This window comes from Mesorhizobium sp. M1338 (genome assembly GCF_040318045.1).
Taxonomy (GTDB): Bacteria; Pseudomonadota; Alphaproteobacteria; order Rhizobiales; family Rhizobiaceae; genus Mesorhizobium.
This window is the reverse complement of the sequence record NZ_JAMYLL010000027.1, coordinates 38,266-62,810: the sequence shown is the minus strand read 5'-3', so window position 1 is coordinate 62,810 and position 24,545 is coordinate 38,266. Positions and strand designations below refer to the sequence as shown.

Genomic DNA, 24,545 nt, shown 5'->3' with positions numbered 1-24,545 from the left:
CCGGAGCGTTTGGACCTTCGGAATTGTTACCGGACTGCTTTGTGGCGGCCCCTTAGTGACGAAGCATTAACCAATCTTGTTCATGGTCAGACGGGTTCCAAACAGCCTCTTTGTTGCCGGGTGTCGTCGATGAAAAGCGTAGTACTATCCAGCGTCCTGCCCCTGGCAACCGTGATCACAGCTCTCGTCGGCATTGCCGGAGCGGCCTCCGCGGCGGAACCGGACAAGCAGTTCTTCCAGTCGGCCGAAGGCAAATGGATCGGCCCCGGCGAAATCGTCGCCGGCAAGTACAAGGGCACCAAATTCAACTGCAGCTTCACCGGCTCGACGCCCGACGGCACGGTCGGCATGTCGCTCGACGGCGGCTGCCGGGTCGGCATGTTCACCCAGCAGATGTCGGCCAAGATCGAGCGCAAGGGCCGGGAGGGCTACAAGGGCAGCTTCATGGGTGGTGCCACCGGCTCCGGCCTCGACATCATCGGCGGCAACGTGGTCGATGCCCGCAAGGTGGTCTTCACCATCAACCGCAACCAGTTGCGCGGTGTCATGCAGGCCCGCATCCCCGACGACAACTCGATGACGGTGACCATTGCAGTGCGCGTCGACGACCAGTTGGTGCCGGTGATCGGCATGAGCCTGAAGCGCGTCGACGCCGTCCAAGTCGGCTCCATCGCCCCGAACTGAAAAATCCAAAAAAAGGCGGCGACCCAGCGGTCGCCGCCTCGTTTGAATCATCGAATCAGGCGCTTAGCCCTTGATCTCGAATCAGGGCGTTAGCCCTTGATCGCGGCCGTCACCTCGTCATAGGCCTTGCAGGCGTCGGCCAGTGTCGTGGTGCCCTGATACTTGGTTGTCACCGCCTGGACCTTGGCGGTCAGATCAGCCGCCTTGGACGGGTCCTTGGTGATCGCCTCCTGCAGCGCGGTAGCCATGTCCTGCGCCTTCTTGGTCGCGATCTCCGCCGTGCACTCAGGCGCCTTCGAGCAAGCCGAACCGGCAAGCACCGCCAGGCCGACGGCAACAAACAAAAACTTCTTCATGTCAGTCATCTCCTCAAAAAGGGCGCGACTTGATCGTCGATCACCCTCCAATGGCCGAAGCCGAGCGTCCTTAGCCATCGATTGTGCCAAGATGCAACGTGTTCCCGGCGTCAACTTGTGTATCGCGCCTGCAACGTCGCCGGTGATCTGGATTCGGGCTGTTCGATCCCCGCCGAAGCCCCTATCTTCGCCCCCTGTCACATAAACCCGAAATCGGAATCGGTCCTCAAACGAGCGGAATGGCGGCATGGCGGTAGAGGCATCGAGCAGCGATCTGGTTCAGGTGGTGGCGCTGCTTGCGGCCGGCGTCGTCGCCGTTCCGATCTTCAAGCGCATGGGCCTCGGCTCGATTCTCGGCTATCTGGCCGCCGGTGTGGTGATCGGCCCGTTCGGCCTCGGCGTCTTTTCCGAATCGGAAGCCATTCTTCATGTCGCCGAACTCGGCGTGGTGATGTTCCTGTTCATCATCGGGTTGGAAATGCAGCCGTCGCGGCTGTGGGGCCTGCGCCGCGAGATCTTCGGCCTGGGCGCCCTGCAGGTCGGCGTCTGCGCGCTTCTGCTGACCGGTGTTGGCATGGCGGGAGGGTTTCCGATCGCGCAATCCTTCGTCGCCGGCGCCGGCTTCGTGCTGACCTCGACGGCGATCGTCATGCAGCTTCTCGAGGAACGCGGCGAAATCGCCGCGCCGAAAGGCCAGCGCATCGTATCGGTCCTGCTGCTCGAGGACCTGGCCATCGTGCCGCTGCTGGCCCTGATCGCGTTCCTGGCGCCTGGTGGAGCCGACACCAGCCTGTCGGAGCGGCTGACCGAGGTCGGCATCGGCCTCGCCGCGATCGTAGGCCTGGTGGTGGCCGGTCGCTATTTGCTCAATCCGTTCTTCCGCATCCTGGCGGATGCCCGTGCCCGCGAGGTGATGACGGCGGCGGCGCTTCTGGTCGTTCTCGGATCCGCGCTCGCCATGCAGCTCAGCGGCCTGTCGATGGCGATGGGGGCCTTCCTGGCCGGCGTGCTGCTGTCCGAATCGACTTTCCGCCACCAACTCGAAGCCGACATCGAACCGTTCCGCGGCATCCTGCTCGGCCTGTTCTTTCTCGCGGTCGGCATGTCGCTCGACCTGCATGTGGTCGCCGCGAACTGGCGGCTGATCGCCATCTATGTCGTCGCCTACATGGTGATGAAGGCGTTTGGCATCTACATCGTCGCCCGGGTCCTGAAGTCAGGTCATCGCGAAGCCTTGGAGCGCGCGATCTTCATGGCGCAAGGCGGCGAATTCGCCTTTGTCCTTTACTCGGCGGCGGCGGCCGTCGGCATCATCGACGGCAACGCCAACGCGACGCTGACGGCGATCGTCATCATCTCCATGGTACTGACGCCGCTGGCGATCATCGCCTTGCGGTATCTGACACCACGCGACGAGCAGTCGCTCGACGGGGTCGATGTCGCCGATGGCCTGACCGGCAGCGTGCTGATCATCGGTTTCGGCCGCTTCGGGCAGATCGCCAGCCAGCCGCTGCTGCTGCGCGGCATCGACGTCTCGATCATCGACAATGAGGTGGAGATGATCCAGGCGGCGGCCGATTTCGGCTTCAAGGTCTACTATGGCGACGGCACCCGGCTGGACATCCTGCATGCGGCCGGCGCCGGCCGGGCGCGCGCCGTACTGATCTGCGTCGATAAGCCGGATGCCGCCGTCCGCATCGCACAGCTGATCAAGGCTGAGTTTCCTTTGCTCACAGTGCTGGCACGCGCTTTCGATCGTGGTACCGCGCTGCAACTCATTCGCGCCGGCGTTGATTACCAACTGCGTGAAACCTTCGAATCCGCACTTGTTTTCGGCGGCTCGGCCCTGGAATCGCTGGGTGTCGATCCGGAAGACGTGGCTGAAACGATCGAAGATGTCAGACGCCGCGACACCGACCGCTTCGAAACTCAGCTCGCCGAAGGCATTCGCGCCGGACAGCGCTTCTTGAAAGGCAATATCGGCACGCCGATTCCGACACCGCTCTCCACGCCACGCCGCCCTGGTCAGGCGCTCAACGAAGAGACGGCCGGCGTGCTGCACAAATCCGAACCCGCTGACTGAGCAAGGAATCAGGCATGGAATTGGACAGCACAGCCCTGTCGGTCACCAAGTTCTGGCGCGATGCCGGCGAGGACGCGTGGTTCGAGAAGAATGAGGCATTCGATGCCGTCTTCCGCGACCGCTTTCTCGATCTGCACTACGCGGCGGCGCGGCGTGAATGCGACGGCTGGCTGGAGCATGCCGAAGGCTCGCTGGCGCTGATGATCCTGCTCGATCAGTTTCCGCGGAACTGCTTTCGCGGCACCGGCCATATGTACGCGACCGACCCGCTCGCCAGATATTTTGCCGCAAAGGCGATCGCGGCTGGCCATGATCTGGCGCTCGAGGAGGAAGTCCGCGTCTTCCTCTATCTGCCGTATGAGCATTCGGAATTGCTCGCCGACCAGCACATATCGGTCGATCTGACCCAGGCCAGGGCCGAACCCTATCTGAAGTATGCTGTCGAACACCTTGATATAATTCAGAATTTCGGTCGTTTTCCGCACCGAAACAGGATGCTTGGCCGCGAAACCACCCCACAGGAGCAGACGTTCCTGGATGGCGGCGGATTCTCGGGCTAAAAGTCCGGCCGCCGCCTCGTCCGGATTTCAGGCCAGCCACCAATCCCGGCCGGACGACAATCGCTCGATGCCAGAGGTGTCGACGGCGACCAGCCGGTCCGTGATGCTGCGACCATTGACAACCAGGCTGGGCGCGATCTCGGCCAGCGGCGCCAGCACGAAGGCACGCTCCAGCATGCGCGGATGCGGCACCTCCAGCCCCGTCTCGTGAATGACGCGGTCGCCGAACACCAGAATGTCGATGTCGATCAACCGTGGCCCCCAGCGCTCCTCGCGCACCCGCTTCAGCTTGCGTTCGGCATCGAGGCAAAGGTCGAGCAAGGCACGCGGCGCTAGCCCGGTGGAAATTTCCGCAGCCGCATTGAGAAAATCCGGCTGATCGAGCTTGCCCCAGGGCGGCGTGCGATAGAGCGAGGAGACGCCGGTGACACGCGTGTCCGCGTCGGCATCCAGCATGCGCAGCGCCGCGCCCATCGACTTTGCCGGGTCGCCAAGATTGCCGCCAAGGCTGAGATAGACCGTGCTATTCGGGCCAGACAACGGTCACCTCGACGTAATCGAGCACGCCGGGCACCGGGGCGTTCGGCTTGCGCACCGTGATCTCGGCTTTCTTGATCTGCGGAAAACGCGCCGTCAGCGCACGGGCGACTTCGAGCGCCAGGGACTCGATCAGGAAACGGCGCTGCCCGGTGATGATCTTTTCGATCACCGTGAACGCAATGCCATAGTTGACGGTGTCATCGATGGAATCCTCGACAAGCGCGCGGCCGGGATCGACGGTGAGCGCGGCATCGACATAGAAGCGCTGGCCGAGCCTCTCTTCCTCGTCCAGCACGCCGTGCCGGGCAAAGAAAGCGCAGTTCTTCATGCGGATGACATACATCGCTCAGTTTCTCGCCCGGTCGGTTTGACGCGCCAGCATAGCATCCGCGAGCGCCAATGCGTCCACGTTGAATGCGACATCGTGGACGCGAAACAGATCGGCGCCCTTGAGCCGCAAGATGACGCTGGTCGCCGCTGTTCCAACCCCTCTGTCGGCGGCATCGCGGCCGGTGACCGTGCCGATGAAGCGTTTTCGCGACGTACCGGCCATCAGCGGCAAGCCCAGTATATGCAGCTCGGAAAAGCGAGCCATCAGGTCGAGATTTTCCTCCGCCGTCTCCTTGGCGAATCCGAATCCCGGATCGAGCACGATATGGTCGTCGGCAACGCCGTTCTGGCGGGCGATCTCCAGCGATTTCCGCAGGAACGCCAACTGATCGGCAATCACGTCCGGCAGCTTCCGGCGATCCCGCCCGGTATGCATGATGACCAGCCCGGCGCCGGTATCGGCGGCGACGCGCGCAATGTCGGGCTCGCGCTGCAAACCCCAGACATCGTTGACGATATGCGCACCGGCGGCAACCGCGAGCCGCGCGGTGTCGGCGCGATAGGTGTCGACCGAAATCAGCACCTCGCCAGTGCTCGCCAGTGCCTCGATCACCGGCAGGATGCGGGCCTGTTCCTCGCTTGCCGATACCGCGGCGGCACCGGGGCGGGTCGATTCTCCGCCGATGTCGACGACCAATGCCCCTTCCGCCATGATGCGCCGTGCCTGGGTCAGCGCCGTTTCGGGGGCGTCGAACAGACCGCCGTCGGAAAAGCTGTCGGGCGTGACGTTGAGGATGCCGACGACCACGGCCTTATCGCCAAGGTCGAGATGGCGCCCATGCGCCAACTGCCACCGCCTAGCCGTCATTGCTCATCAACCATGGAGTTCATCAATCATGTGTGATCCCCGGCGGATCAATTCCGTTGCGCCGGCAACGGCCGTAAAGCAAGGTGGTCGAAGAGGCAACATGATGAAACCATCCATGCTTGGCATGAAACAATTCCTGCTTGGCGCGCTGCTCGCCCTGACCGCGATCCCGGCGGGTGCGGCCAATCTCGTCAAGACGTACAGCTACTTCGCCGTTGGCGGCAGCACGCTCGATGAAATCGAGGCACAGCTCTTCAAACGCGGGCCGGAGGTGAAAAGCACGGGTACGCGCCACCCTGGCGCCACGCAAATGGCCTTCACCACCCGCATCAGCTATGCGCGGACATCGAGCTCCTGCCGGATCGCCGATGCCGTGGTGACCGTCAAAGTGAAGGTGATCCTTCCCGAATGGCGCCGCACACGCAAGGCCGATGCCGATGTCAGGCTGTTCTGGGATACGCTCTCGGCCGACATCAAGCGACATGAGGAGCGCCACGTCGAGATCGCGAAGAACCATGGCCGCGAGCTCGAACAGGCGCTGGAAGCCACCTACCCGCAAAGGAACTGCGACGCCGCCAAGGCCAAGGCCGCCGCCATCACGGCAGCCGTTCTGGCCAGACATGACCGTGCCCAGGTCCAGTTCGACCGTGTCGAAAGCGTCAATTTCCAAAGCCGCATCCTCAGGTTGCTGCGCTACCGGATGGAGCGCATCGGGAACGGTAAACTGCCGCCGGCCTGAATCCGCCGAGGCGTTGAATGGCGGCGCAGGCCAATTGCGCTGAAGCGTAGTGCCAGCTTCGAAAAATTTCCGAGCACCGGTCGAAATCGGCCTATACGGGACGACATATGTCAGGTTCGCCAGGGCGACCTTCGAAAGATCAATGCGGCCAACGCGATCAACACGCTGGAATGGCTGAATGGGGCCGGCCAGCCGCAAGCATACGGATGAATGGACATGGACCAGACTGTCGATAGTCGGACGGCGGTGAAGAGCGACGCGCCTCTCAGCGAAAGCGAAAAGAACGCAATCATCGGTGGCGTACTCCTGTCGATGCTTCTGGCAGCGCTTGACCAGACCATCGTCGCGCCGGCGATGCCGACCATGGCGCGCCTGCTCGGCCATGCCGAATATCTGCCATGGATCGTGACCGGTTACCTGTTGACCGCCACCGCGATGGCGCCGCTCTATGGCAAGATATCGGACGTTTATGGTCGCCGGCCAACGATTTACGCGGCAATCCTCATCTTCCTTGCCGGATCACTGGTTAGCGCCATGGCGCCTAACATGCTGGTCCTGATCGTCGGCCGCGCGATCCAGGGCGCCGGCGGCGGCGGCCTGTTCGCGCTGGCGCAGACCGTGATCGGTGACCTCGTGCCGCCGCGCGAGCGCGCGCGCTACTCGGCCTGGATCGCGGGAACCTGGGCGGTCGCCAGCATCGCGGGCCCGCTTTTGGGCGGCACCTTCGCCGAGCATCTCCACTGGTCGCTGATCTTCTGGATCAACATCCCGCTTGGTCTCGTCGCCATGGCCATCATCAACAAGCCGCTGAGAAAGCTGCCGATCGCGGCAAAACACCATCGCATCGATGGCCTAGGCGCGTTGCTGCTCGTCGCGGCCACCGCCTTGCTGTTGCTGGCGTTGAACTGGGGTGGCAGCGAATATCCATGGCTGTCACGCGAAATCTTCGGGCTGCTCGCCTGTTCGGCTGTCATCTGGAGCGCCTTTGCGTTGCGGCTGCTGCGTGCGGCCGAACCGTTAATCTCGCTCGAAGTGCTTGGCAACCCGATCGTCCTTGCCGGCACGTTGTCATTGTTCCTGCTGCAGGCCGCCAATATTGGCCTTGCGGTCTACCTGCCGGTCTATTTGCAGTCCATCCTCGGGCTTTCGGCCAGTGAATCGGGAACCGCCATGCTTGGGCTCATGCTCGGCACCGTTGCGGGCGCGACATTCAGCGGCCGCACGATTCCCCGGTTCGTTCACTACAAGCGGATCGCGATGGCAGGGGTAACCTTCGCCATCCTGTGCCTCGGCATACTCAGCCTGGTGGCGGGACATGCTTCCCTGCTGATCGTCGAGATTCTGACGACCTGCATCGGCCTGGGCAGCGGCACGACATTCCCGGTTGCCACCGTATCGGTTCAGAATGCCGTCGATCAGGCCCATCTCGGCGTCGCCACCGGCGTACTGACCTTCCTTCGTTCTTTGGGCAGCGCGCTTGGCGTCGCCATCCTTGGCGCGGTCGCGCTCGGCTACGGCCTGCCGCTTGCCGGAGAAGGGACCCAAGCGGCCAGCACCGCCGTCGAGGCACTGGCATTCGTGATGATCTTCTTCACCGCGGCAACGATGCTGGTCATGGCGCTCGTCGCGCTGGTGCTGATGCCGGAAAAGCCGCTGCGCGGCCATCCCGAGGCTCCGGTGCTGGCTGACTGACAAAAGACGTGAAGCGCGTCGGCTGCATTTGATTATTCAAAGCGACGCGTTTCAAGAAGCTTCCACCACGCCGAGCTTCTTCTGCAGGCTGGTCGACGAGGTCGTGTACTGGAACACGATACGCTCGCCGGGGCTGATGACGCGCTTGGCGGCCTGCGCCATCAGCGCCACCTCGTGGAAACCCGACAGGATCAGCTTCAACTTGCCCGGATACCAGTTGATGTCGCCGACCGCGAAGATGCCGGGCACCGATGTCTGGAACTTCTCGGTATCCACCGGAATGAGGTTCTCGTGAAGATTGAGCCCCCACTCCGCGATCGGTCCGAGCTTCATGGTCAGGCCGAAGAACGGCAGCATGCGCGTACAAGGCACCTCGACATCGCCGTCCGGCCCCTTGATGGTGGCCGATGACAGCTGGCCGTCGGCGCCGGTCAATCCGGTCACCTGCCCGACCTGGAAATGCAGCTGCTTCATCTCCTGCATGGCATACATCTTGTTGACGCTGTCGGGCGCGGCACGGAATTCAGGCCGCCGGTGCACCAGCGTCACGCTCTTTGCCACAGGCTGCAGGTTGAGCGTCCAGTCGAGCGCCGAGTCGCCGCCGCCGACAATGACGAGGTCGTGGTCGCGAAAATCCTCCATCCGCCGCACCGAATAGAAGACACTCTTGCCTTCATAGGGTTCGATGCCCGGGATCGGCGGACGCTTGGGCTGGAAGGAGCCGCCGCCGGCGGCGATCACCACCACCTTGGCCTCGAACACTTCGTTCTCGTCGGTGGTGACGCGAAAACTGCCGTCCTCCAGCTTTTCGAGGCTGGAAACCATGCGGTTGTAGGTGAAATCAGGCTTGAACGGCGCGATCTGCTCAAGCAGTTTGTCAACCAGCCCCTGCGCCGAGATCGAGGGCCAGCCGGGAATGTCGTAGATCGGCTTTTCCGGATAAAGTTCCGCGCATTGGCCGCCGGGCCGGTCGAGGATGTCGATCAGGTGGCACTTCATGTCGAACAGGCCGAGTTCGAACACGGCAAACAGGCCGACAGGCCCTGCCCCGACAATAAGCACGTCTGTCTTGGTGGTCTCGGTCATGCGATGCGCCTCGCTGCGAAGAGAGCAGGACACTGCATGACCAATGCTCCGCTGCCAAGCCGCAGCGGGAAAAATCAGTTGGCAAGGATCCTGCGCTTATCCCTGGCGGGCGGGCACGCGGACAACCAGGCCGTCAAGCGCGTCGCGCACCTTGATCTGGCACGACAGGCGTGAGTTCGGCTGGACCTCGTAGGCGAAGTCCAGCATGTCCTCTTCCATCGCTTCCGGCTCGCCGACCTCAGCCGTCCAGGCTTCGTCGACATAGACGTGACAGGTCGCGCAGGCACAGGCGCCGCCGCATTCCGCCTCGATCCCGGGCACGGCGTTGCGGATCGCGTTCTCCATGACCGTCGAGCCGTTCTCGGCGTCCACGTCGAAATGTGTGCCGTCATGGGCGATGAAAGTCAGCTTGGTCATTTGTCACCTGAAGGGAGTTGCAGCCGAGATAATCACTCCGGCGAGCAAGTCAACTGCCGCGCGAAAGCGCCGCCCCGTGACGTTTTTCCGCAAACCGGCTTTAGCGCCGGATTCAGCGACTGATGGCGGCGATGAAATCGCGCACTTCGTCGATCAGCGTGCCGAGCCGCTTGAGCGTCTGGTTGTCTTCCGGCCGGCGCTCGATCTCGGTGACGCAATCGGCAATGGCAAAGGCACCCACGCCCCGTGCCGAGCCCTTGAGCCCATGGGCGAGCAGAAGCCGGTCCTTGATGTCGGCGTCGACTATTCGGTCGCGCACCGACAGAGCCTGTTGTACAAACAGCGCCAGCACCTCCTGCTCGAGGCCGCGGTCGCCCATCGTCTGGTGGGCAAGGTGTGCCAAATCGACCGGCCGCGACCGCCTCGGTCCGGATACGTCGCCCCCGGGCATTGAGAAGGCAATGCCGCTTTCGCCACGCATGAACTCGAACTCCGTTTCTTCAATCGCCCCAAAACCTAGGCGAATCCAGTGGACAACGGGTTAATGGATGGCCCCGAAAAATGTTGCGAAAACGGCGCCGAAATCACGGTTGCGTTAACCTTATATTTAAAGTTTTACGTATCCCGCGGAATGCATGTTTTCTTTACCCCCCTGTGTCATTACGATACGAGGGGTCCATTTTCAGCCTCCTGCGCGTGGTACGACAAACAGAATTATAAGCCCGCGGCAGCTAGTACAGGGTAGCGAAGGCATGGCAAAGAAACCAACGACGACGAGAACTCTCGACAGCGACGTGGCCAGGGAACTGGAGAAGGCGCTTGATATCGACCTCAGCAATGACGTCGGCAGCGGCGACCTCGACATCGCGGCTTCGATGGAGGATCTGGAAGCACAGATATCCCAGGCCGCCGACGAGCTGGCACGCGAGGGACGCAATCAGAAACCAGAGTCCGTGGTCAATCAGGGCCAGGCCCAGAGCCAGGCCACAAAACCCGCGCCAAGGGCCAAGCCCGCCGAGTTGCGCCCCGTGGAAACACGCAATGGTGCCCAGCCCGCGGGCTTCGCCCCGGCCAATGACGATCGCCAGAAGGACTACAAGACGCTCCTGCACAGCCTCAACAGGCGTGCCTCGAACACCATTTACTGGGTCGTTGCCTTCGTTTCGCTCGCCTGGTTCGCCGGCGCCGGCGGATTGGCCAATCTCCTTTTCGGACCGAGCATCTGGAGTATCCGCACGCTCGACCAGTTCCTTGCCCGTCCGGAACTGATCGGCCTCGCCGTCGCGGCGATCGTGCCGGTCATCCTGTTCTGGGCCTTCGCGGCCATGATCCGCCGCGCCCAGGAAATGCGCATCGCCGCCCAGTCTATGACCGAAGTTGCCTTTCGCCTGACCGAACCGGAAAACCTTGCCCAGGACCGCGTCATGATGATCGGCCAGGCCGTTCGTCGCGAGGTCGCGGCCATGGGCGAAGGCATCGAACGCACGCTTGCCCGCGCCGTCGAGCTGGAAACGCTGGTGCACAGCGAAGTCAACCAGATCGAACGCTCCTATTCCGAGAATGAATCCCGCATCCGTTCGCTGGTCGACGGGCTCGGCAGCGAGCGCGAAGCCGTCGTCACCCACGCAGAGCGCGTCCGCGCGTCGATCACCGGTGCGCATGAGACGCTGAAGGACGAGATCGGCGCCGCCTCCGACATCATCCGCGACAGCATCCTCAATGCGTCGACCAAATTGTCGATGACCATCACCAATTCCGGCGACACGCTCATCGACCGCATCAACGAAAGCTCGATGTCGATCTTCGATTCGGTGGAAGGCCGGCTCGATTCGATCACCGACCGGCTGTCGACCTCGGGCGAGGCCTTCGCCAGCCTTCTCGACACCCGCATCGCCAAGCTGACGGACACCACGGACGGCCTGACACGGTCGTTGACCGATCTGCTCGACGATCGCACCACCGGCATGGTGTCGCTGCTTGGCGGCGCCGCGCGCACGCTCAATTCCGAATTCGAGGCCAGCCTCAACGGCATCGAACGCACGCTCGCCGAACGCGGCCAGGCGCTGATCAGCGAGTTCCAGACCCGCGCCGAGGCGCTGGATACCGGAACGCAGAAGCTTAATGCGGCCCTCGAGGCCCGCGCCCGCCAGATCAACGAGACACTGGTCGAGCGCGCCCGCGAAATCGCCCATACCTTTGCCGAGAGCAAGGACACGCTGTCGGCGATGATCGATCAGGGCAAGACCCAGATCGGCGCCGATATGGCCGACATCGTCACCTCGACCTCCTCCATGCTCGAAGCCCGCGCCAGCGACTTCGCCGGGCGCATGGAAGCCGCCCGTCACGTCGTCTCGCGTTCGTTCGACAGCGACATCCAGCGGCTCGCCGACGCCCGCGTCGGCATCGAGGAAGCCGTCGAGAACCACAGCAGAAAGCTGTCCGAAAGCCGCGAGCGCATGGCCGAGGCCATGCAGGCCGATCTGGCGAAGTTCGCCGAGAGCCGCGCCGGCATCGATGCAGCGGTGACAGACCAGGTGCAGAAGCTGGCCGAGGGCCGCAGCCTGATCTCGCGCGCTCTCGAAGAGGATCTGCGCAAGGTCAATGAATCGCGGGCGGCCATCGATGCGTCGCTTGGCAGCCATCTCGAAAGGCTGGAAGAAGGCCGCAACAGGCTCTCCGCCGCCCTGAATGAAGACTCAGGGAAACTGGTGCAAGCCCGTACGATCATTGATGAAATGGTTGCCGGCCATGTCGGAAAACTCGCCGAAGGCCGTAACATCCTGTCGCGCGCCCTGGAAGCCGATCTCGGCAAACTGTCGGACAGCCGTGCCGACATCGACGGTCTGGTCGCCGGTCAGGTCGAAAAGATCGCCGAAGGCCGCGCCGTGCTCGCCAAGGCGTTGGAAAACGACATCATCGGCATCAAGAGCCTCATCGAAACCCATTCCGCCAAGCTGGCGGAAGACCGCACGCAGCTTTCCCATTCGCTGGACGACGATCTATCCGGCATACGCGGCCTGATCGAAAGCCATTCGGGACGGCTGGCCGAAGACCGCAGCCTGCTGTCACAGACCCTCGAAGCCGACCTTGCCAAGCTGGCGGAGAGCCGCTCCAGCATCGACGGGCTCGTCGCCGGCCAGGTCGAGAAGCTGGCCGAAGGGCGCGACATTCTCAAACGCGCGCTTGAATCTGATCTGAACACGATCAAGGGCGTCATATCGAGCCAGTCGGAAAAGTTGGCCGAGGATCGCGGCCAACTTTCGCGGGTGCTGGAAACCGATCTGGAGAATGTGAACAGCGTCATCGCCGACCACATGAACAGGCTGGTGCAGGATCGTTCGACCCTGTCCAAGGCCCTTGAGGACGATCTCGCCAAGCTGGCGGAGAGCCGCTCCAGCATCGACGGGCTGGTCGCCGGCCAGGTCGAGAAGCTGGCGGAAGGCAGAGATATCCTGCGGCGCGCCCTGGAATCCGACCTCAATGCGATCAAGGGAACCATTGCCGACCAGTCGCAGAAACTGGTCGATGACCGGGCACAGTTCGCCCGGGCGCTCGAGGCTGATCTCGAAAGCGTCAACGGCCTCGTCAACAGCCATTCCGAACGGCTCGCCCAGGATCGTTCGACCCTGTCGAGATCACTTGAGGCCGACCTCGACAACGTCGCCGGCCTGGTCGACAGCCACGCGGAAAGGCTTGTCCAGGAGCGCTCGACCCTGTCGAAGGCGCTTGAAGACGACCTAGCCAAGCTCGCCGAGAGCCGCTCCAGCATCGATGGCCTTGTCGCCGGCCAGGTCGAGAAACTCGCCGAAGGCCGCGATGTTCTCAAGCGCGCGCTGGAAGCCGACCTTGCCAAGCTGGCCGAGAGCCGCTCCAGCATCGACGGTTTGGTCGCTGGTCAGGTGGAGAAACTGGCCGAAGGCCGCGATATTCTCAAACGCGCCCTCGAAGCTGACCTGCAGAAGCTGGCCGAAAGCCGCGGCGATATCGACGATGTCATTGCCGGACATGTCGGCAAGCTGTCCGAAGGCCGCAATATGCTGACCCGCGCACTGGAAGACGATCTCGGCAAGCTCGTCGAGACCCGCAAGGACGTCGACCGCTCGTTGTCGGGCCATATCGACCAGATCGCCGCCAGGAGCACCGATATCTCCGCGGCGATCGCAAGCGATGTCGAGAAGATCGAGCAGGCGTTCAGCCGCCAGACCGGCATCATCGAGGAGCGCGCCGGCACCATGGAGCGTGCGCTCTCGACAGGCGTCGACAACGTCCGCGCCGTGCTCGAAAAGAGCGCCGTGTTTGTCGCCGGCGCCTTGCGCGAGAAGGTGCTGGAAGTCACCAGCACGCTGCACGAGCAGGCCGGTGCCGCGTTCAGCGACGCCGACCGCAAGATCGCCGAGCGCGCCGAGCAGACTTCCGCAGCCCTGCTGGCACGGGCCGAGGACATCGCCCGCACGTTCGAGGACGCGGACCGTCGCCTGCACGCCCGTGCGGAAGATACGTCGAACGCCTTGCTCGCCCGCGCGGAAGATACGTCCAGCTCGCTGCTGGCCCGCGCCCATGAATCCGCCGATCAGCTGGCTGCTCGTGCAAGCCAGATCGCCGGCGCCTTCGACGTGGCGGACCAGAAGCTCGCCGCCCGCGCCCAGGAAACCACCGACCAGCTGACCGCCCGGGCTCAGGACGCCGCCGATCATCTGGCCGCCCGTGCAAGCGAGATCGCCGGTACGTTCGATGCAGCCGACCAGAAGCTGGTCGCCCGCGCCATCGAAACGGCCCAGTCGCTGGCCGCTCGCGCCGGCGACATCTTGCGCAATTTCGAAGGCGCCGACCAGCGGCTCGGCATGCGCATTGGCGAATCGGCCGAAGCGCTTGCCGCCCGTGCATCGGACCTCGGCCGCATCTTCGATGCCGCCGACCAGCAATTGGTCTCGCGCATCGCCGAAGGTTCGGAAGCGCTGTCGAGCCGTGCCTCCGAAATCGGCCGCATCTTCGACGACGCGGATCAGCGTCTGGTGTCGCGCATCGCAAGCAGCACCACCGCGATCGGCGAGCATGCCGAGACCATCGTCGGCGCCTTTACCGACACCGAGCAACGGGTCGCCGAACGTGCAAGGCGGACCGGCCAGGAAATGGCCGTGCATGCCCGCGAAATCGAACAGGCGCTTGTCGGCGCCGACGAGCGGCTTGCGTCGAGCGCGGCGGCCGCGGCCGCCCGTGTGGAAGAGCAGGTCTCGGGCGTCGAGAACCGCCTCGCCCACACGGCCGAGACGATGGGCCAGAAGCTCAACGAGCAGGTGTCGAATGCCGAGGCGCAACTCGTCTCGCGCGCCAATGTCATCGCGGAGACCTTCACCGCGGTCGGCCAGCATATCGGCCAGAGCACCAACGATGCCGCCAAGACGATCGGCGCCAACACCCGCGAACTCAACACCATGCTCGCGGCGCGTTCGGCCGAAATGTCGAAGATCCTCGACGAAACCGCACGGCCTTTGGTCGAGCGCTTCGCGCAAGGTGGCTCGGAACTGCAAAAGAGCATGGAAGAGGTCACCGAACGCGCCACCGAGAAGCTGCGCAGCGAGAATGCCGCCCTTGTCGACGCGCTCGCCAGCCGTACCGCCGAGACCTTGTCGGCGGTCGAAGGCGCTCGCTCGTCGCTGTCCGACAGCGTCGCCGATCTCATCGGCCGCATGACCAAGTCCAGCTCGCAGCTCGGTCAGCTGATCGAGCAGGCCGCGGTCAATCTCGGCCAGGTCGATGAACGCCTCAGCGGCAGCACACAAAGCTTCGCCGCCACCACGGAGAAGGCCGCTCAGACCTTCGCCAGTTCGGCGCGACTGGTCGATTCGAACACGACAAGGCTGACTGAACTGTCGTCGTCCACCTTGCGCGAGGTCGCGTCGATCGCCACCAAGTTCGACGAACATAGCCGCCTGCTCTCCAGCGCTTCGGACCTGTTGAGCTCGGCCCAGAGCAACCTCGAACACACGCTCGAACGGCAGTCGTCGCTCGAAGACCTCGCCGTCGGCTTGGTCAAGAAGTCGGAAGATCTCGAAAGGGTCATGCGCTCGTTCGAAAACCTCGTCGGCCAGACGCTGCAGAACGCCGAGGGCAAGACGATGGAGTCGGCCGACAAGATCCGCAACGCCATCACCGACGTCGTCGATTCGGCTACCAAGCGCTTCGCCGATGCGACCGAGGAGATGCGGCGCACCGCTGGCTCGATCAAGAGCGAGCTCGACCTCACCCGCGCCGAGCTCAAGAAGGGCGTCATCGAAATGCCGGAGGAGGCCAAGGAATCGACCTCGGCCATCCGCCGCGCCGTTTCCGAGCAGATCAATGCGCTGAAAGAGCTTTCCGAGATCGTTGCGAAATCTGGCCGCAATGGTGACGGGTCCGAGCCACGCAATCTGCGCCCGGCGCCGCAAGCGCCGGCCGCACGCGCCGCCGAACCACCGCGCCGTGCACCGTCGCCGCAGCCGGAGCTGCGCACGCCCCAGGCACCCTTGGGCGGCCCTGCATTGCGCGGCACGCTCGACCTTGAGCGTCCGGCCGAATCGGCGCCGCGCCAGCGTTCGGACGCCAGTGCCCGCACGCCGCAAGGCGGCTGGGTGCGCGATCTCCTGACCGCGGCGTCGAACGACGAGGACCTGAGGCCCGCGGCACCCTCGGAAGGGCCGCGCGCGGCCCCTGCCCAGCGCTCGCCCCTGCATGTCGTGGAATCGCTGAACTCGCTCTCCGTCGATATCGCGCGGGCCATCGATCACGAAGCGTCGATCGAGTTGTGGAACCGCTACCGGCGCGGCGAGCGTGACGTGTTCACGCGGCGGCTCTACACGCTGAAGGGTCAGCAGACGTTCGACGAGATCCGTCGCAAGTATCAGGCGGAGGCCGAGTTCCGCGCCGCCGTCGACCGTTACTGCGACGATTTCGAGAAGCTGCTCAAGGATGTCTCGCGCAACGACCGCGACAACATCATGGCGCAGACCTACCTGACGTCGGATACCGGCAAGGTCTACACCATGCTGGCCCACGCCAGCGGCCGGCTGCACTAAGACAGCAATTGAATAGGCGGGGCCATGGGTCCCGCCTGTGACTGCCTTAACCTCCAGCACGCGCTGAACCTGGATGCGTTCGGGAATCGTCCAAAGTCCGATTCCCAACGGCACCAAGTCCACTGGCAAAGCTCCGCCTACGCTCAAAGGATGTGATCGTGAAGACGGCAATCATATTCGACTGCGAGTTTCTTTGCCTCGAAGGTTCGCAACGTCGATTCTGGTGTGCGGCCCACGACCCCGACCCGGTGATCGTGCAGATCGGCGCCGTCAGACTAGGACTCGGGCACGACTTTCCCCTGTTGGGCACGCACAAGGCCTATATCAGACCGGTCGACCGGTTTGGCAACAGATACGCCCTCGACCCGTTCTTCACCAAGCTGACCGGCATCACCGAGGAAGACTTGGAGACCGAAGGGGTAGACCTCGGGGAAGCCCTCGCGGACGTCGATCGCTTTTCCGATGGAGCGCGGTTCTGGTCCTGGGGCAAGGACGAACTGAACATGGTCGCCATCAGTTGCTATATCGCGGGCATTCAACCTTCGATCCCGGCCACCCGGTTCGACAACGCCGTCAGGCTGCTGGTCGAGGCTGGGATGCCGACCGAGGATCTGGCGAGAACACCGAGCAACAAGCTTGCGGACTACTATGGCATCGAACACCCGCCATTGCAGGGGCACGACGCGCTCGATGACGCGCTGTCTGTGGCCTACACCCTGCAGCACGTGATGAAGACTGGAAAGCTCTGGCCGGACATCTTCGACCGCCTGTAGGTAGAAGAGTTTGATGGGATTCTGGCGCCTCGCGCTCAGATCACCGAATCCGTCCAGCGCACGATCTGCCGGGCGGCATCGCCGAACGCGTTGTCGAGCGCGTTGACATAGGCTGGATTGCCGCTGCCCGAAACAGGCGCCGAGGCGGTGAAGCTCTTCGATGCACGCACCTCGCCATTGCGGTCGTTGAGGATGCGCACGAACAGGTCGACCTCGGCATGCTCGCCGCCGTCGACGCGCACCTCGAACGAACGGATCTCGACGATCACCTGATAATCGATGGCAAGGCCCTCGCCCGGCTTGCCGACGCCGGCAAAACTGCCCGAACGCTGGAACGTCTCGGCCAGCCGCGCCTGCACGATCAGCGGCAGCCGGTCGGCCCATTGCGCGCCCTTGAGATACTGGATCGAGCGATCCGACGGCTTGATGACGATGTTCTGGCTGTCCAGCGCCTTGAGCGCAGATGGCTGCGCGATCAGGATCTGGCGACGGCTGTGGCCGCGCACATCAATCGAAGGCGCCGACAGCTCAAAGGTGTCGAGTGGCGCAGGCTTGCCGCCCAACACTGCGCAGCCGGCCAGCGTTAGGGCAAGCAGAGCCGCAGCCGATGTCAACCCGCCCGTTCTCACCCACACAGACTTCACACGCGATCCCCGTTGTCCCCGGATCGTAAGATCAACCCGCTTTCGCGGCTCATGTTCTTGCGGCGCGCCGACGCCGAAGTCAACGCCGCGCCCTGCCATTGAACTGCCGAACCTCGCCCTCGCCACCCGAAAGGATGCGCTGCGGATTGCGGCTGAGATCGGTCACCGCCTCCTCGATGCGGCTGATCGAACGGCGGCTGTCCTGCACCAGTGCTTCGACATTCGACAGCCCCTGGCCCGAGAAACGCGTCAGATTGTCGGTTATGACGCCAAGGCGGGCATTCAGCGTGTCGGCAACCTGCTTGAACGATTTCAGTGTGGCCCTGGCGTCGGCCATCACCCCATCGGCCTGCCCTGAACCGAGCAAGTGGTCGACCCTGGCGAGAATGCCGTCGACACGCACCGAGGCGTCGTTGAGGCGTTGCGCCAGTTGCTTGGCGTCCTTGATCGTCTGGTTGATGTCGTCGGCGCGGTTGGCGAACTTGTCGGTCACCTCCGCGATGTCGGCGGCGGCCTTGTTGGCGTTTTCGCTGGCTTTCTGGATATTGGCAAGCGCCGTGCGCACCTGCGCCGGATCGATGCCGTCGAGCACGCCGTCGACCTTGGCCAGCGTGCCTTGCGTCTGCTTGGCGAAATCGTTGACCGACCCGACCGCCGTGTCGACGTTCTTGATCACGCCGTCGAGCTGTTTCGAAGTCTCCTTGAGGTTGCCTGTCACCGTATCGACGTTGGCGACAATGCTCTTGATCTTGTCCTTGTCGACGGCGTTGAGCAGGCCTTCGGCTGCCTTCAGCGTGCCGTCGAGCTTGCCGGAAACGCCTTTCAGCTCATCGGACAGCGCACTGGCGGCGGACAGGAACTTGTCGATGCCGTCGGAATTCTTGGCCAGCGCGTCGGAAAAGGTCCGCACGTTCTGCACGGTCTGCGTCAGCGGCCCACGAACGTCCCTGGTGAAGCCTTCGAGCTCCGTGAGCACCTTGTCGGCGCGAGTGAAGATGTTCTGCGCTGTCTGCAGGAGGTTGGTCACCGCCGACGGGTTGGCGACGATCTCGGCGACCTTGCCTTCCTTTTCCGCCTGGTCGAGGAGTTTCACTTCCTTGGGATCGGCGCCCTTGAGCTCGATGTTGGCCTGTCCGGTGAGGCCGGCAAGACCGATATCAGCCTGCGTCGACTTGGTGATCGGCGTCAGGCGATCGATCTCGGTATCGGCGATGGCGACGGTCGGATTGTCGACGTCGATATAGACGCGCCTGACATCACCGACCTTGACGCCGTTGAACAGCACGAAACTGCCGCGGCCTAGTCCGGACGCCGAGCCTGGAATGCGCACGCGCAGCACCGTCGTCTCGCCCTTGTCGCCGATCGCCGCCGTCCAGTAGACGAAGGCAAAGGCCGCCAGGATCGCGGCCAGCGTGAAAATGCCGACAATGACGTAATTGGCTCTGGTTTCCATTGTCCCACTTATGGCTATGCGCGCGCCGCAAGATCAAGTTGCCGGGCGCGTTTTCCGCGGAAATAGGACTTTACCCACGGTTCCTCGCTCTTCAGCATGTCGTCGATGGTGCCTTCGACCAGCACTTTCTTCTTGCCGAGCACGGCCACCCGGTCACACGCCGTGAAAAGCGTGTCGAGATCATGCGTCACCATATAAACGGTCAGATCCATCGTATCGCGCAGTTTGACCACCAGTTCGTCGAATTCAGCCGCGCTGATCGGATCGAGGCCGGATGTCGGCTCGTCGAGGAAGACGATATCGGGGTCGAGTGCCAGCGCCCGCGCCAGCGCGGCGCGCTTGATCATGCCGCCGGAAAGTTCGGACGGGAATTTCTGCGCCGCGTCAGGCGGCAATCCGACCAGTTCGATCTTGAGCAGCGCCAGCTCATCCATCAGCTTCTTGGGCAGGTCGAGATATTCGCGCATCGGCACCTGGACGTTTTCCTGTACCGTCAGTGCCGAAAACAGGGCGCCGTGCTGGAACAGCACGCCAAGCCGCATGTCGATGCGCAGACGCTCCACTTCGCTGATCTTCTCGACATCGACGCCGAACAGCTTGATCGTTCCCGACTGCTTGCGCGTCAGGCCGAGAATGGTTCGCAGCAGAACTGACTTGCCGGCGCCCGAGGCGCCGACAAAGCCAAGGATCTCGCCGCGCCTGATATCGAGCGACAGTTTGTCGAGGATGAGCTTGTCGGCGAAGGACACGCTGATGTCGTGCGCGGAAAGCACGATGTCGCCCTCGCCCGTGTCGTCAGTCAGCGCACTTGCCTTTTTCCGGTTTCGCAGCTTCATCTCAAAACTCGATCGCTGCGTAGAACATGGCGAAAAGCCCGTCGAGGATGATGACGACGAAAATCGACTTCACCACCGAGGCTGTCACGTGCTGGCCGAGCGATTCCGCGCTGCCGCCGACCTTCATGCCTTCGACCGAGGCAATCGTGCCGATGATCATGGCCATGAACGGCGCCTTGATCAGGCCGGCGAAAATCGTGCTGAGATCGATGGCGACGCGCAGCCGGTCGATGAAGGCGGCCGGCGCGATGTCGGAATAGAGCCAGGCAGCCAGTATGCCGCCGCCGAGAGCGGCGAAATTGGCGATGATGGTCAGGCACGGCAAGGCGATGACCAGCGCCACGAGCCGTGGAAAGACCAGGACGCCGATCGGGTTGAGCCCGATGACCTTCAGCGCGTCGACCTCCTCGCGCATTTTCATCGAGCCGATCTCGGCGGTGATCGCGCTGCCGGAGCGGCCGGCGATCATGATCGCCGTCATCAGCACGCCGAGTTCGCGCAGGATCAGCACGCCGACCAGGTCGACGACGAATATGTCGGCACCGAAATAGCTGAGCTGATAGGCGCCTTGCTGGGCGACGATGGCGCCGACGATCGCCGACATCAGCACCACCACCGGAATGGCGCCGACGCCCATGCGGTCGATCTGGTTGAAGATCGCCGCCGGATTGACGGCATGACCACGACCGAGCTTCATCTGCGCGCCGCGGATGGTGGCGCCGAGGATGTTCATCGAGGCGAGGAAGTCGTCGCGCATCTCGTAGACGCGACGGCCGACCGCCTCCAGCGCGCGGATGACGATATTGGGCGGACCGGCGGCGCCGGATTCGGGTTCGCGTCGCACGGCCTCGCCCACAGCGTCGAGCAGGATCGAAGCGATCTCGCTCTGGCCTTGCATCTGGATCTCGACGCCCTTCTTCTCGAAGGCGCTTACCAGCCGATCGATCAGCCAGGCGCCGGCGGTGTCCATCTTCTCGATCTTGGAAAGATCGAGCGCCAAGGTTTTGAAGCCGCTTCGTTTTTCGATCTTGCGCATGTCGGCGTCGATCAGCGCGACGGTCCGTGTCGTCCAGATTCCGGAGAAGGCGCAGCCGAGAACGCCGTCCTCCTCGCCGATTGCCACGCGCGGTTCGTGGTCAGCCTCCCCTGCGGTCGTGCCGCTTGCGTCGCGCTTGCCAATGGTCAACATGGCGTCCTGTTTAGCCTGACGGGTCTGACCTGTCGATTTGCCGACAACGCTTGTCGCATAGCAGGAGCAGAAAAATATGGCGCGTGTCATTTCGGTCGAGGCCGAGCGTTTTCCAATCGCCGGAACCTTCACCATTTCGCGCGGTTCCAAGACCGAAGCCGAAGTGATCTCCTGCACGATCAGCGAGGGCAGCCACGCCGGCCGCGGCGAATGCGTTCCCTACAAGCGTTATGGCGAGACGATGGACGCCGTTCGCGAGGCGATCGAAGCCATGCGCGACCGGATCGCCGGCGGCATCAGCCGAACCGCCTTGCTCACGGCCATGCCGGCCGGAGCCGCCCGCAACGCTATCGACTGCGCCTTATGGGATCTGGAGGCAAAGGTCAGCGGAACATCGGTAGCCGATCGTATAGGTGCTGCTCCCTTACGGACGCTCGAAACCGCCTACACGCTGTCGCTCGGCGAACCGGAAGCGATGGCGGCGCAGGCCCGCGCCAATGCGGCGCGGCCTCTGCTCAAGGTCAAGATCGGTGGCGACAACGACATCGCCCGTATCCGCGCGGTAAGGCAAGCGGCGCCCGACAGCCGCATCGTCCTCGACGCCAATGAGGGCTGGACCGACGATAATATCGTGGCAAACCTTGCCTTTGCCGCCGAGCAAGGCATCGCGCTGATCGAACAGCCGCTGCCGGCTGGCCATGACGAAATCCTGCGCCATATCGCGCATCCAGTGCCAATCTGCGCCGATGAAAGCGTGCACGAGGTGAAGAATCTCGGAACTCTTATCGGCCTTTACGACGCCATCAACATCAAGCTCGACAAGTCGGGTGGCCTGACAGCTGCCCTTGTGCTGCGCGATCGCGCCCGCGAACTCGGTTTCGGCGTGATGGTCGGCTGCATGGTCGGTACGTCGCTGGCGATGGCGCCGGCGGTGCTGCTCGCTCAGGATGCCGATTTCGTCGACCTCGACGGTCCGCTGCTGCTTGCTCGCGACCGTGTGCCCGGCCTTGTCTACCAGGGCTCGCTGGTGTCACCGCCTGATAAGGCGCTGTGGGGCTGAGCGCGCCGCTAGCCCGATCAGCACCAGGCCGATCAAGGCGATCGGGATCATGGCAAAAAAGCCGTTGACGCCGAACCGCTCGTAAAGCGGGCCGGATGCCAGCGTCATTACCGCCATGAAGAAGCCGTTGGAGAAATAGGCGATGCCTTGCGCGGCGCCTGTCCGCTCTTCGGACACCGTTTCACCGATCATCTTCTGCAGGCCGATCAGCACCAGCGCCACAGAGACCGAGTGCAGCGTCTGGACGCCGAAAAATCCGGCAACGCCGAGGCCGAGCGGCCAGACCAGCGGAAAGGCGATCCAGCGCACGATCGAGCCGATCCCTGCCATCACCATGATCGACACGACGGAGAACCGGTCGAAAAAGCGGGTGAACATCATGAACATGCAGACTTCCGAAACCACGCCCCACGCCCACAAAAAGCCCACAACCGAATCGCTGATGCCGATCGATTTCCAGTAGATGGAGACGAAGCCGTAGAGAAATGCGTGGCTGGCGGTGATGACGCCGACGCCGATGGAAAAATACAGGAAATACGGGTTGAGAAGCTTCGGTGCTGAATGCTGGATGTCGGTGGCCGACAGCGGCGAAGCGCGCCGCGGACGGCCAAGACGCGGCGCCAGCAGCCCGGCGGCAAGGGCCGCGACAAACGCCACGAGAATGATCACCGGAACCGCCCGCGAGCCGGTTGCCGACAGGATGAAGCCACCGGCGACATTGGCGAGCAGATAGGAGATCGAGCCCCATTTGCGCATGCTCGTATAGTTCGATCCGAAGCGGCGCACGCCTGAAAGCGCCAGCGAATCGGCGATCGGCGAATGCGGCGTCCAGACGATGGTCAGCGCCAGCGACACCGCCAGCACCATCGCGTAGGTCGGCGTCAGGAAATAACCGGCCGACAAAAGCAGCGACGCAGCCACCAGCGCGACGTAGACATCGGCGCGGTCCCTGGCACGGTCGGCCAGCGCGGTCAGCAACGGCGTCGTCACCACGCGCAGGAACATGGGGGCCGCCAGGATGACGGCGATCTGCTCGGCATGAAAACCCTTGGCCTGCAGCCACAGCGGGAAATACGGCAGATGCGTTCCGAGCGGCACGAACAGCGTCGCGAAGATCAAGCTCATGCGCAGTTCGAAATGACGCGGCTTGACGAGTTGTTCGGGCGAAAGCGGCGGCAGGGACATGAATCGATCCAATCACGCTGCACTTGGCCGGACGGCAACGCGTGTCGATCCCTTAACATGAGCGAAAACCGGGCGAAACCGGTTGGACCAATCGATTGCCGCCGGAGCGGGGAGGAACGCCGGCGCTATGCCGCCTGCCCTACCCGGTCTTCGATGAGCAACGGGATAAAGGGCTCGTCCGGCGCCTCGGGCAGCACCTGTGCCCAGGTCAGGATTTCCATCCGGCCATCAAAATGCTCGACCACCGCCGTGCAGCTTTCCACCCAGTCGCCGGTGTTGATGTACTGGACATCGCCAAAATTCTCGATGACGGCATGATGGATGTGGCCGCAGACGACGCCGTCGACATGCGAGCGGCGCGCCTCTTCGGCAAGCATCGTCTGGAACGAGCCGATGAAGTTGACCGCTTTCTTGACGTTGACCTTGGCCCAGGAGGAGAACGACCAATAAGGCAGTCCGAGCAGCTGGCGCAGCCGCGTCACCACGCGGTTGACCAGCATGGCCGCGTCATAGGCGTGATCACCAAGATAGGCCAGCCAGCGCGCATTGTGGACGACGGTGTCGAACTGGTCGCCATGGATGACGAGCAGGCGCTTGCCGTCGGCGGTCTCGTGGATGGCACGGTCGGCCACGACGATGCCGCCGAAATGCACGCCCTGGAACTGGCGGGCGAATTCGTCATGGTTGCCGGCGATGTAGGTGATGTTGGCGCCCTTGCGCGCCTTGCGCAGCAATTTCTGCACGACGTCGTTGTGGCTTTGCGGCCAGTGCCAGTTCCGCCGCAGCCGCCAGCCGTCGACGATGTCCCCGACCAGATAGATGATGTCGGCGTCATGATAGCGCAGGAAGTCGATCAGGAATTCGGCCTTGGCCGCCTTCGAGCCCAAATGGACATCGGAAATGAACATGCTGCGGAAAGTGCGGGGCTCTTGGCCGGACATCGCGATTTTTCACCGTTGCTTTCGCGAGAGCCTATGCCCCGATTCATGCAACAACCG

General features: G+C 63.3%; 21 protein-coding genes. 8 read left to right on the top strand and 13 right to left on the bottom strand.

Annotation, left to right across the window (positions count from 1 at the left end; all coding sequences use genetic code 11):
* Positions 1-129: 129 nt before the first annotated feature.
* Positions 130-684 carry a hypothetical protein gene (locus NKH19_RS21715; RefSeq protein ID WP_352870898.1) on the top strand — a complete coding sequence of 185 codons (555 nt, stop codon included), beginning with the start codon at positions 130-132 and terminating at the stop codon, positions 682-684.
* A gap of 89 nt (positions 685-773) precedes the next feature.
* Here the strand turns inward: NKH19_RS21715 and NKH19_RS21710 are convergent, their stop codons facing one another.
* The gene (locus tag NKH19_RS21710) at positions 774-1,040 is read right to left on the bottom strand and encodes a hypothetical protein (RefSeq protein ID WP_352870897.1); all 267 of its coding nucleotides are present in this window, start codon (positions 1,038-1,040) and stop codon (positions 774-776) included.
* A 247-nt stretch (positions 1,041-1,287) separates the two neighbouring features.
* Between NKH19_RS21710 and NKH19_RS21705 the strand changes: the two genes are divergently transcribed.
* Together NKH19_RS21705 and NKH19_RS21700 are read left to right on the top strand one after the other, a co-directional pair.
* The gene (locus NKH19_RS21705) at positions 1,288-3,123 is read left to right on the top strand and encodes a monovalent cation:proton antiporter-2 (CPA2) family protein (protein ID WP_352870895.1); all 1,836 of its coding nucleotides are present in this window, start codon (positions 1,288-1,290) and stop codon (positions 3,121-3,123) included.
* Positions 3,124-3,137: 14 nt separating this feature from the next.
* Positions 3,138-3,683 (top strand): DUF924 family protein, encoded by a 546-nt coding sequence (locus NKH19_RS21700; protein WP_352870893.1) that lies wholly within the window; start codon positions 3,138-3,140, stop codon positions 3,681-3,683.
* Between the two features lie 27 nt (positions 3,684-3,710).
* On the opposite strand, the gene folK is transcribed toward NKH19_RS21700, so the two are convergent.
* From folK to folP, 3 genes are read right to left on the bottom strand one after another with little or no spacing between them, the layout of a single operon-like run.
* The gene (folK, locus tag NKH19_RS21695; protein ID WP_352870892.1) at positions 3,711-4,223 is read right to left on the bottom strand and encodes a 2-amino-4-hydroxy-6-hydroxymethyldihydropteridine diphosphokinase; all 513 of its coding nucleotides are present in this window, start codon (positions 4,221-4,223) and stop codon (positions 3,711-3,713) included.
* Entirely contained in the window at positions 4,207-4,566 is a 360-nt protein-coding gene (folB, locus tag NKH19_RS21690) for a dihydroneopterin aldolase (RefSeq protein WP_352870891.1), read from the bottom strand. The genes folK and folB overlap by 17 nt, the downstream gene beginning before the upstream one ends.
* Positions 4,567-4,569: 3 nt before the next feature.
* Positions 4,570-5,421, bottom strand: coding sequence for a dihydropteroate synthase (folP, locus tag NKH19_RS21685; protein WP_352870890.1), 852 nt, complete (start codon positions 5,419-5,421; stop codon positions 4,570-4,572).
* Positions 5,422-5,524: 103 nt separating this feature from the next.
* Between folP and NKH19_RS21680 the strand changes: the two genes are divergently transcribed.
* Positions 5,525-6,160: a DUF922 domain-containing Zn-dependent protease gene (locus NKH19_RS21680; RefSeq protein WP_502910997.1), complete on the top strand. Its 636-nt coding sequence runs from the start codon at positions 5,525-5,527 to the stop codon at positions 6,158-6,160.
* 216 nt (positions 6,161-6,376) lie between these two features.
* A complete protein-coding gene (locus NKH19_RS21675) occupies positions 6,377-7,852 on the top strand; it encodes an MDR family MFS transporter (RefSeq protein WP_352982777.1) in 1,476 nt (491 codons plus the stop codon).
* Between the two features lie 51 nt (positions 7,853-7,903).
* Here the strand turns inward: NKH19_RS21675 and NKH19_RS21670 are convergent, their stop codons facing one another.
* The 3 genes from NKH19_RS21670 to NKH19_RS21660 form a co-directional block, all read right to left on the bottom strand.
* Positions 7,904-8,938, bottom strand: a complete 1,035-nt coding sequence (locus tag NKH19_RS21670) for an NAD(P)/FAD-dependent oxidoreductase (protein WP_352870888.1) — start codon at positions 8,936-8,938, stop codon at positions 7,904-7,906.
* A 96-nt stretch (positions 8,939-9,034) separates the two neighbouring features.
* Positions 9,035-9,355, bottom strand: a complete 321-nt coding sequence (locus tag NKH19_RS21665; RefSeq protein WP_023674833.1) for a 2Fe-2S iron-sulfur cluster-binding protein — start codon at positions 9,353-9,355, stop codon at positions 9,035-9,037.
* 112 nt (positions 9,356-9,467) lie between these two features.
* Positions 9,468-9,836: an Hpt domain-containing protein gene (locus tag NKH19_RS21660; RefSeq protein WP_352870886.1), complete on the bottom strand. Its 369-nt coding sequence runs from the start codon at positions 9,834-9,836 to the stop codon at positions 9,468-9,470.
* A 271-nt stretch (positions 9,837-10,107) separates the two neighbouring features.
* Here NKH19_RS21660 and NKH19_RS21655 point away from each other — a divergent pair, with 271 nt between their 5' ends.
* Both NKH19_RS21655 and NKH19_RS21650 read left to right on the top strand, forming a co-directional pair.
* The gene (locus tag NKH19_RS21655) at positions 10,108-16,407 is read left to right on the top strand and encodes a kinesin (RefSeq protein WP_352870885.1); all 6,300 of its coding nucleotides are present in this window, start codon (positions 10,108-10,110) and stop codon (positions 16,405-16,407) included.
* Positions 16,408-16,565: 158 nt separating this feature from the next.
* Positions 16,566-17,180 (top strand): 3'-5' exonuclease, encoded by a 615-nt coding sequence (locus NKH19_RS21650; protein WP_352870883.1) that lies wholly within the window; start codon positions 16,566-16,568, stop codon positions 17,178-17,180.
* 35 nt (positions 17,181-17,215) lie between these two features.
* Here the strand turns inward: NKH19_RS21650 and NKH19_RS21645 are convergent, their stop codons facing one another.
* The 4 genes from NKH19_RS21645 to NKH19_RS21630 form a co-directional block, all read right to left on the bottom strand.
* The gene (locus tag NKH19_RS21645; protein WP_502910996.1) at positions 17,216-17,809 is read right to left on the bottom strand and encodes an ABC-type transport auxiliary lipoprotein family protein; all 594 of its coding nucleotides are present in this window, start codon (positions 17,807-17,809) and stop codon (positions 17,216-17,218) included.
* Between the two features lie 94 nt (positions 17,810-17,903).
* Positions 17,904-19,277: an MlaD family protein gene (locus NKH19_RS21640; protein WP_352870881.1), complete on the bottom strand. Its 1,374-nt coding sequence runs from the start codon at positions 19,275-19,277 to the stop codon at positions 17,904-17,906.
* Positions 19,278-19,291: 14 nt separating this feature from the next.
* The gene (locus tag NKH19_RS21635) at positions 19,292-20,113 is read right to left on the bottom strand and encodes an ABC transporter ATP-binding protein (protein ID WP_352870879.1); all 822 of its coding nucleotides are present in this window, start codon (positions 20,111-20,113) and stop codon (positions 19,292-19,294) included.
* 1 nt (position 20,114) lies between these two features.
* Positions 20,115-21,302 carry an MlaE family ABC transporter permease gene (locus NKH19_RS21630; RefSeq protein ID WP_352870878.1) on the bottom strand — a complete coding sequence of 396 codons (1,188 nt, stop codon included), beginning with the start codon at positions 21,300-21,302 and terminating at the stop codon, positions 20,115-20,117.
* A 76-nt stretch (positions 21,303-21,378) separates the two neighbouring features.
* Between NKH19_RS21630 and dgcA the strand changes: the two genes are divergently transcribed.
* Positions 21,379-22,362 carry an N-acetyl-D-Glu racemase DgcA gene (gene dgcA, locus NKH19_RS21625; RefSeq protein WP_352870877.1) on the top strand — a complete coding sequence of 328 codons (984 nt, stop codon included), beginning with the start codon at positions 21,379-21,381 and terminating at the stop codon, positions 22,360-22,362.
* On the opposite strand, the gene NKH19_RS21620 is transcribed toward dgcA, so the two are convergent.
* Both NKH19_RS21620 and NKH19_RS21615 read right to left on the bottom strand, forming a co-directional pair.
* On the bottom strand, positions 22,333-23,547 hold the full coding sequence (locus tag NKH19_RS21620; RefSeq protein ID WP_352870875.1) for an MFS transporter: 1,215 nt from the start codon (positions 23,545-23,547) through the stop codon (positions 22,333-22,335). The genes dgcA and NKH19_RS21620 overlap by 30 nt on opposite strands.
* A 125-nt stretch (positions 23,548-23,672) precedes the next feature.
* Entirely contained in the window at positions 23,673-24,488 is an 816-nt protein-coding gene (locus tag NKH19_RS21615; RefSeq protein ID WP_352870874.1) for a UDP-2,3-diacylglucosamine diphosphatase, read from the bottom strand.
* Positions 24,489-24,545 lie beyond the last annotated feature (57 nt).

Coding starts and splice junctions, on each gene's coding strand:
- NKH19_RS21715 (WP_352870898.1), top strand. CDS start 130: ATGAAAAGCGTAGTACTATCCAGCGTCCTGCCCCTGGCAACCGTGATC.
- NKH19_RS21710 (WP_352870897.1), bottom strand. CDS start 1,040: ATGAAGAAGTTTTTGTTTGTTGCCGTCGGCCTGGCGGTGCTTGCCGGT.
- NKH19_RS21705 (WP_352870895.1), top strand. CDS start 1,288: ATGGCGGTAGAGGCATCGAGCAGCGATCTGGTTCAGGTGGTGGCGCTG.
- NKH19_RS21700 (WP_352870893.1), top strand. CDS start 3,138: ATGGAATTGGACAGCACAGCCCTGTCGGTCACCAAGTTCTGGCGCGAT.
- folB (WP_352870891.1), bottom strand. CDS start 4,566: ATGTATGTCATCCGCATGAAGAACTGCGCTTTCTTTGCCCGGCACGGC.
- folP (WP_352870890.1), bottom strand. CDS start 5,421: ATGACGGCTAGGCGGTGGCAGTTGGCGCATGGGCGCCATCTCGACCTT.
- NKH19_RS21680 (WP_502910997.1), top strand. CDS start 5,525: ATGAAACCATCCATGCTTGGCATGAAACAATTCCTGCTTGGCGCGCTG.
- NKH19_RS21675 (WP_352982777.1), top strand. CDS start 6,377: ATGGACCAGACTGTCGATAGTCGGACGGCGGTGAAGAGCGACGCGCCT.
- NKH19_RS21670 (WP_352870888.1), bottom strand. CDS start 8,938: ATGACCGAGACCACCAAGACAGACGTGCTTATTGTCGGGGCAGGGCCT.
- NKH19_RS21665 (WP_023674833.1), bottom strand. CDS start 9,355: ATGACCAAGCTGACTTTCATCGCCCATGACGGCACACATTTCGACGTG.
- NKH19_RS21660 (WP_352870886.1), bottom strand. CDS start 9,836: ATGCGTGGCGAAAGCGGCATTGCCTTCTCAATGCCCGGGGGCGACGTA.
- NKH19_RS21655 (WP_352870885.1), top strand. CDS start 10,108: ATGGCAAAGAAACCAACGACGACGAGAACTCTCGACAGCGACGTGGCC.
- NKH19_RS21640 (WP_352870881.1), bottom strand. CDS start 19,277: ATGGAAACCAGAGCCAATTACGTCATTGTCGGCATTTTCACGCTGGCC.
- NKH19_RS21635 (WP_352870879.1), bottom strand. CDS start 20,113: ATGAAGCTGCGAAACCGGAAAAAGGCAAGTGCGCTGACTGACGACACG.
- NKH19_RS21630 (WP_352870878.1), bottom strand. CDS start 21,302: ATGTTGACCATTGGCAAGCGCGACGCAAGCGGCACGACCGCAGGGGAG.
- dgcA (WP_352870877.1), top strand. CDS start 21,379: ATGGCGCGTGTCATTTCGGTCGAGGCCGAGCGTTTTCCAATCGCCGGA.
- NKH19_RS21620 (WP_352870875.1), bottom strand. CDS start 23,547: ATGTCCCTGCCGCCGCTTTCGCCCGAACAACTCGTCAAGCCGCGTCAT.
- NKH19_RS21615 (WP_352870874.1), bottom strand. CDS start 24,488: ATGTCCGGCCAAGAGCCCCGCACTTTCCGCAGCATGTTCATTTCCGAT.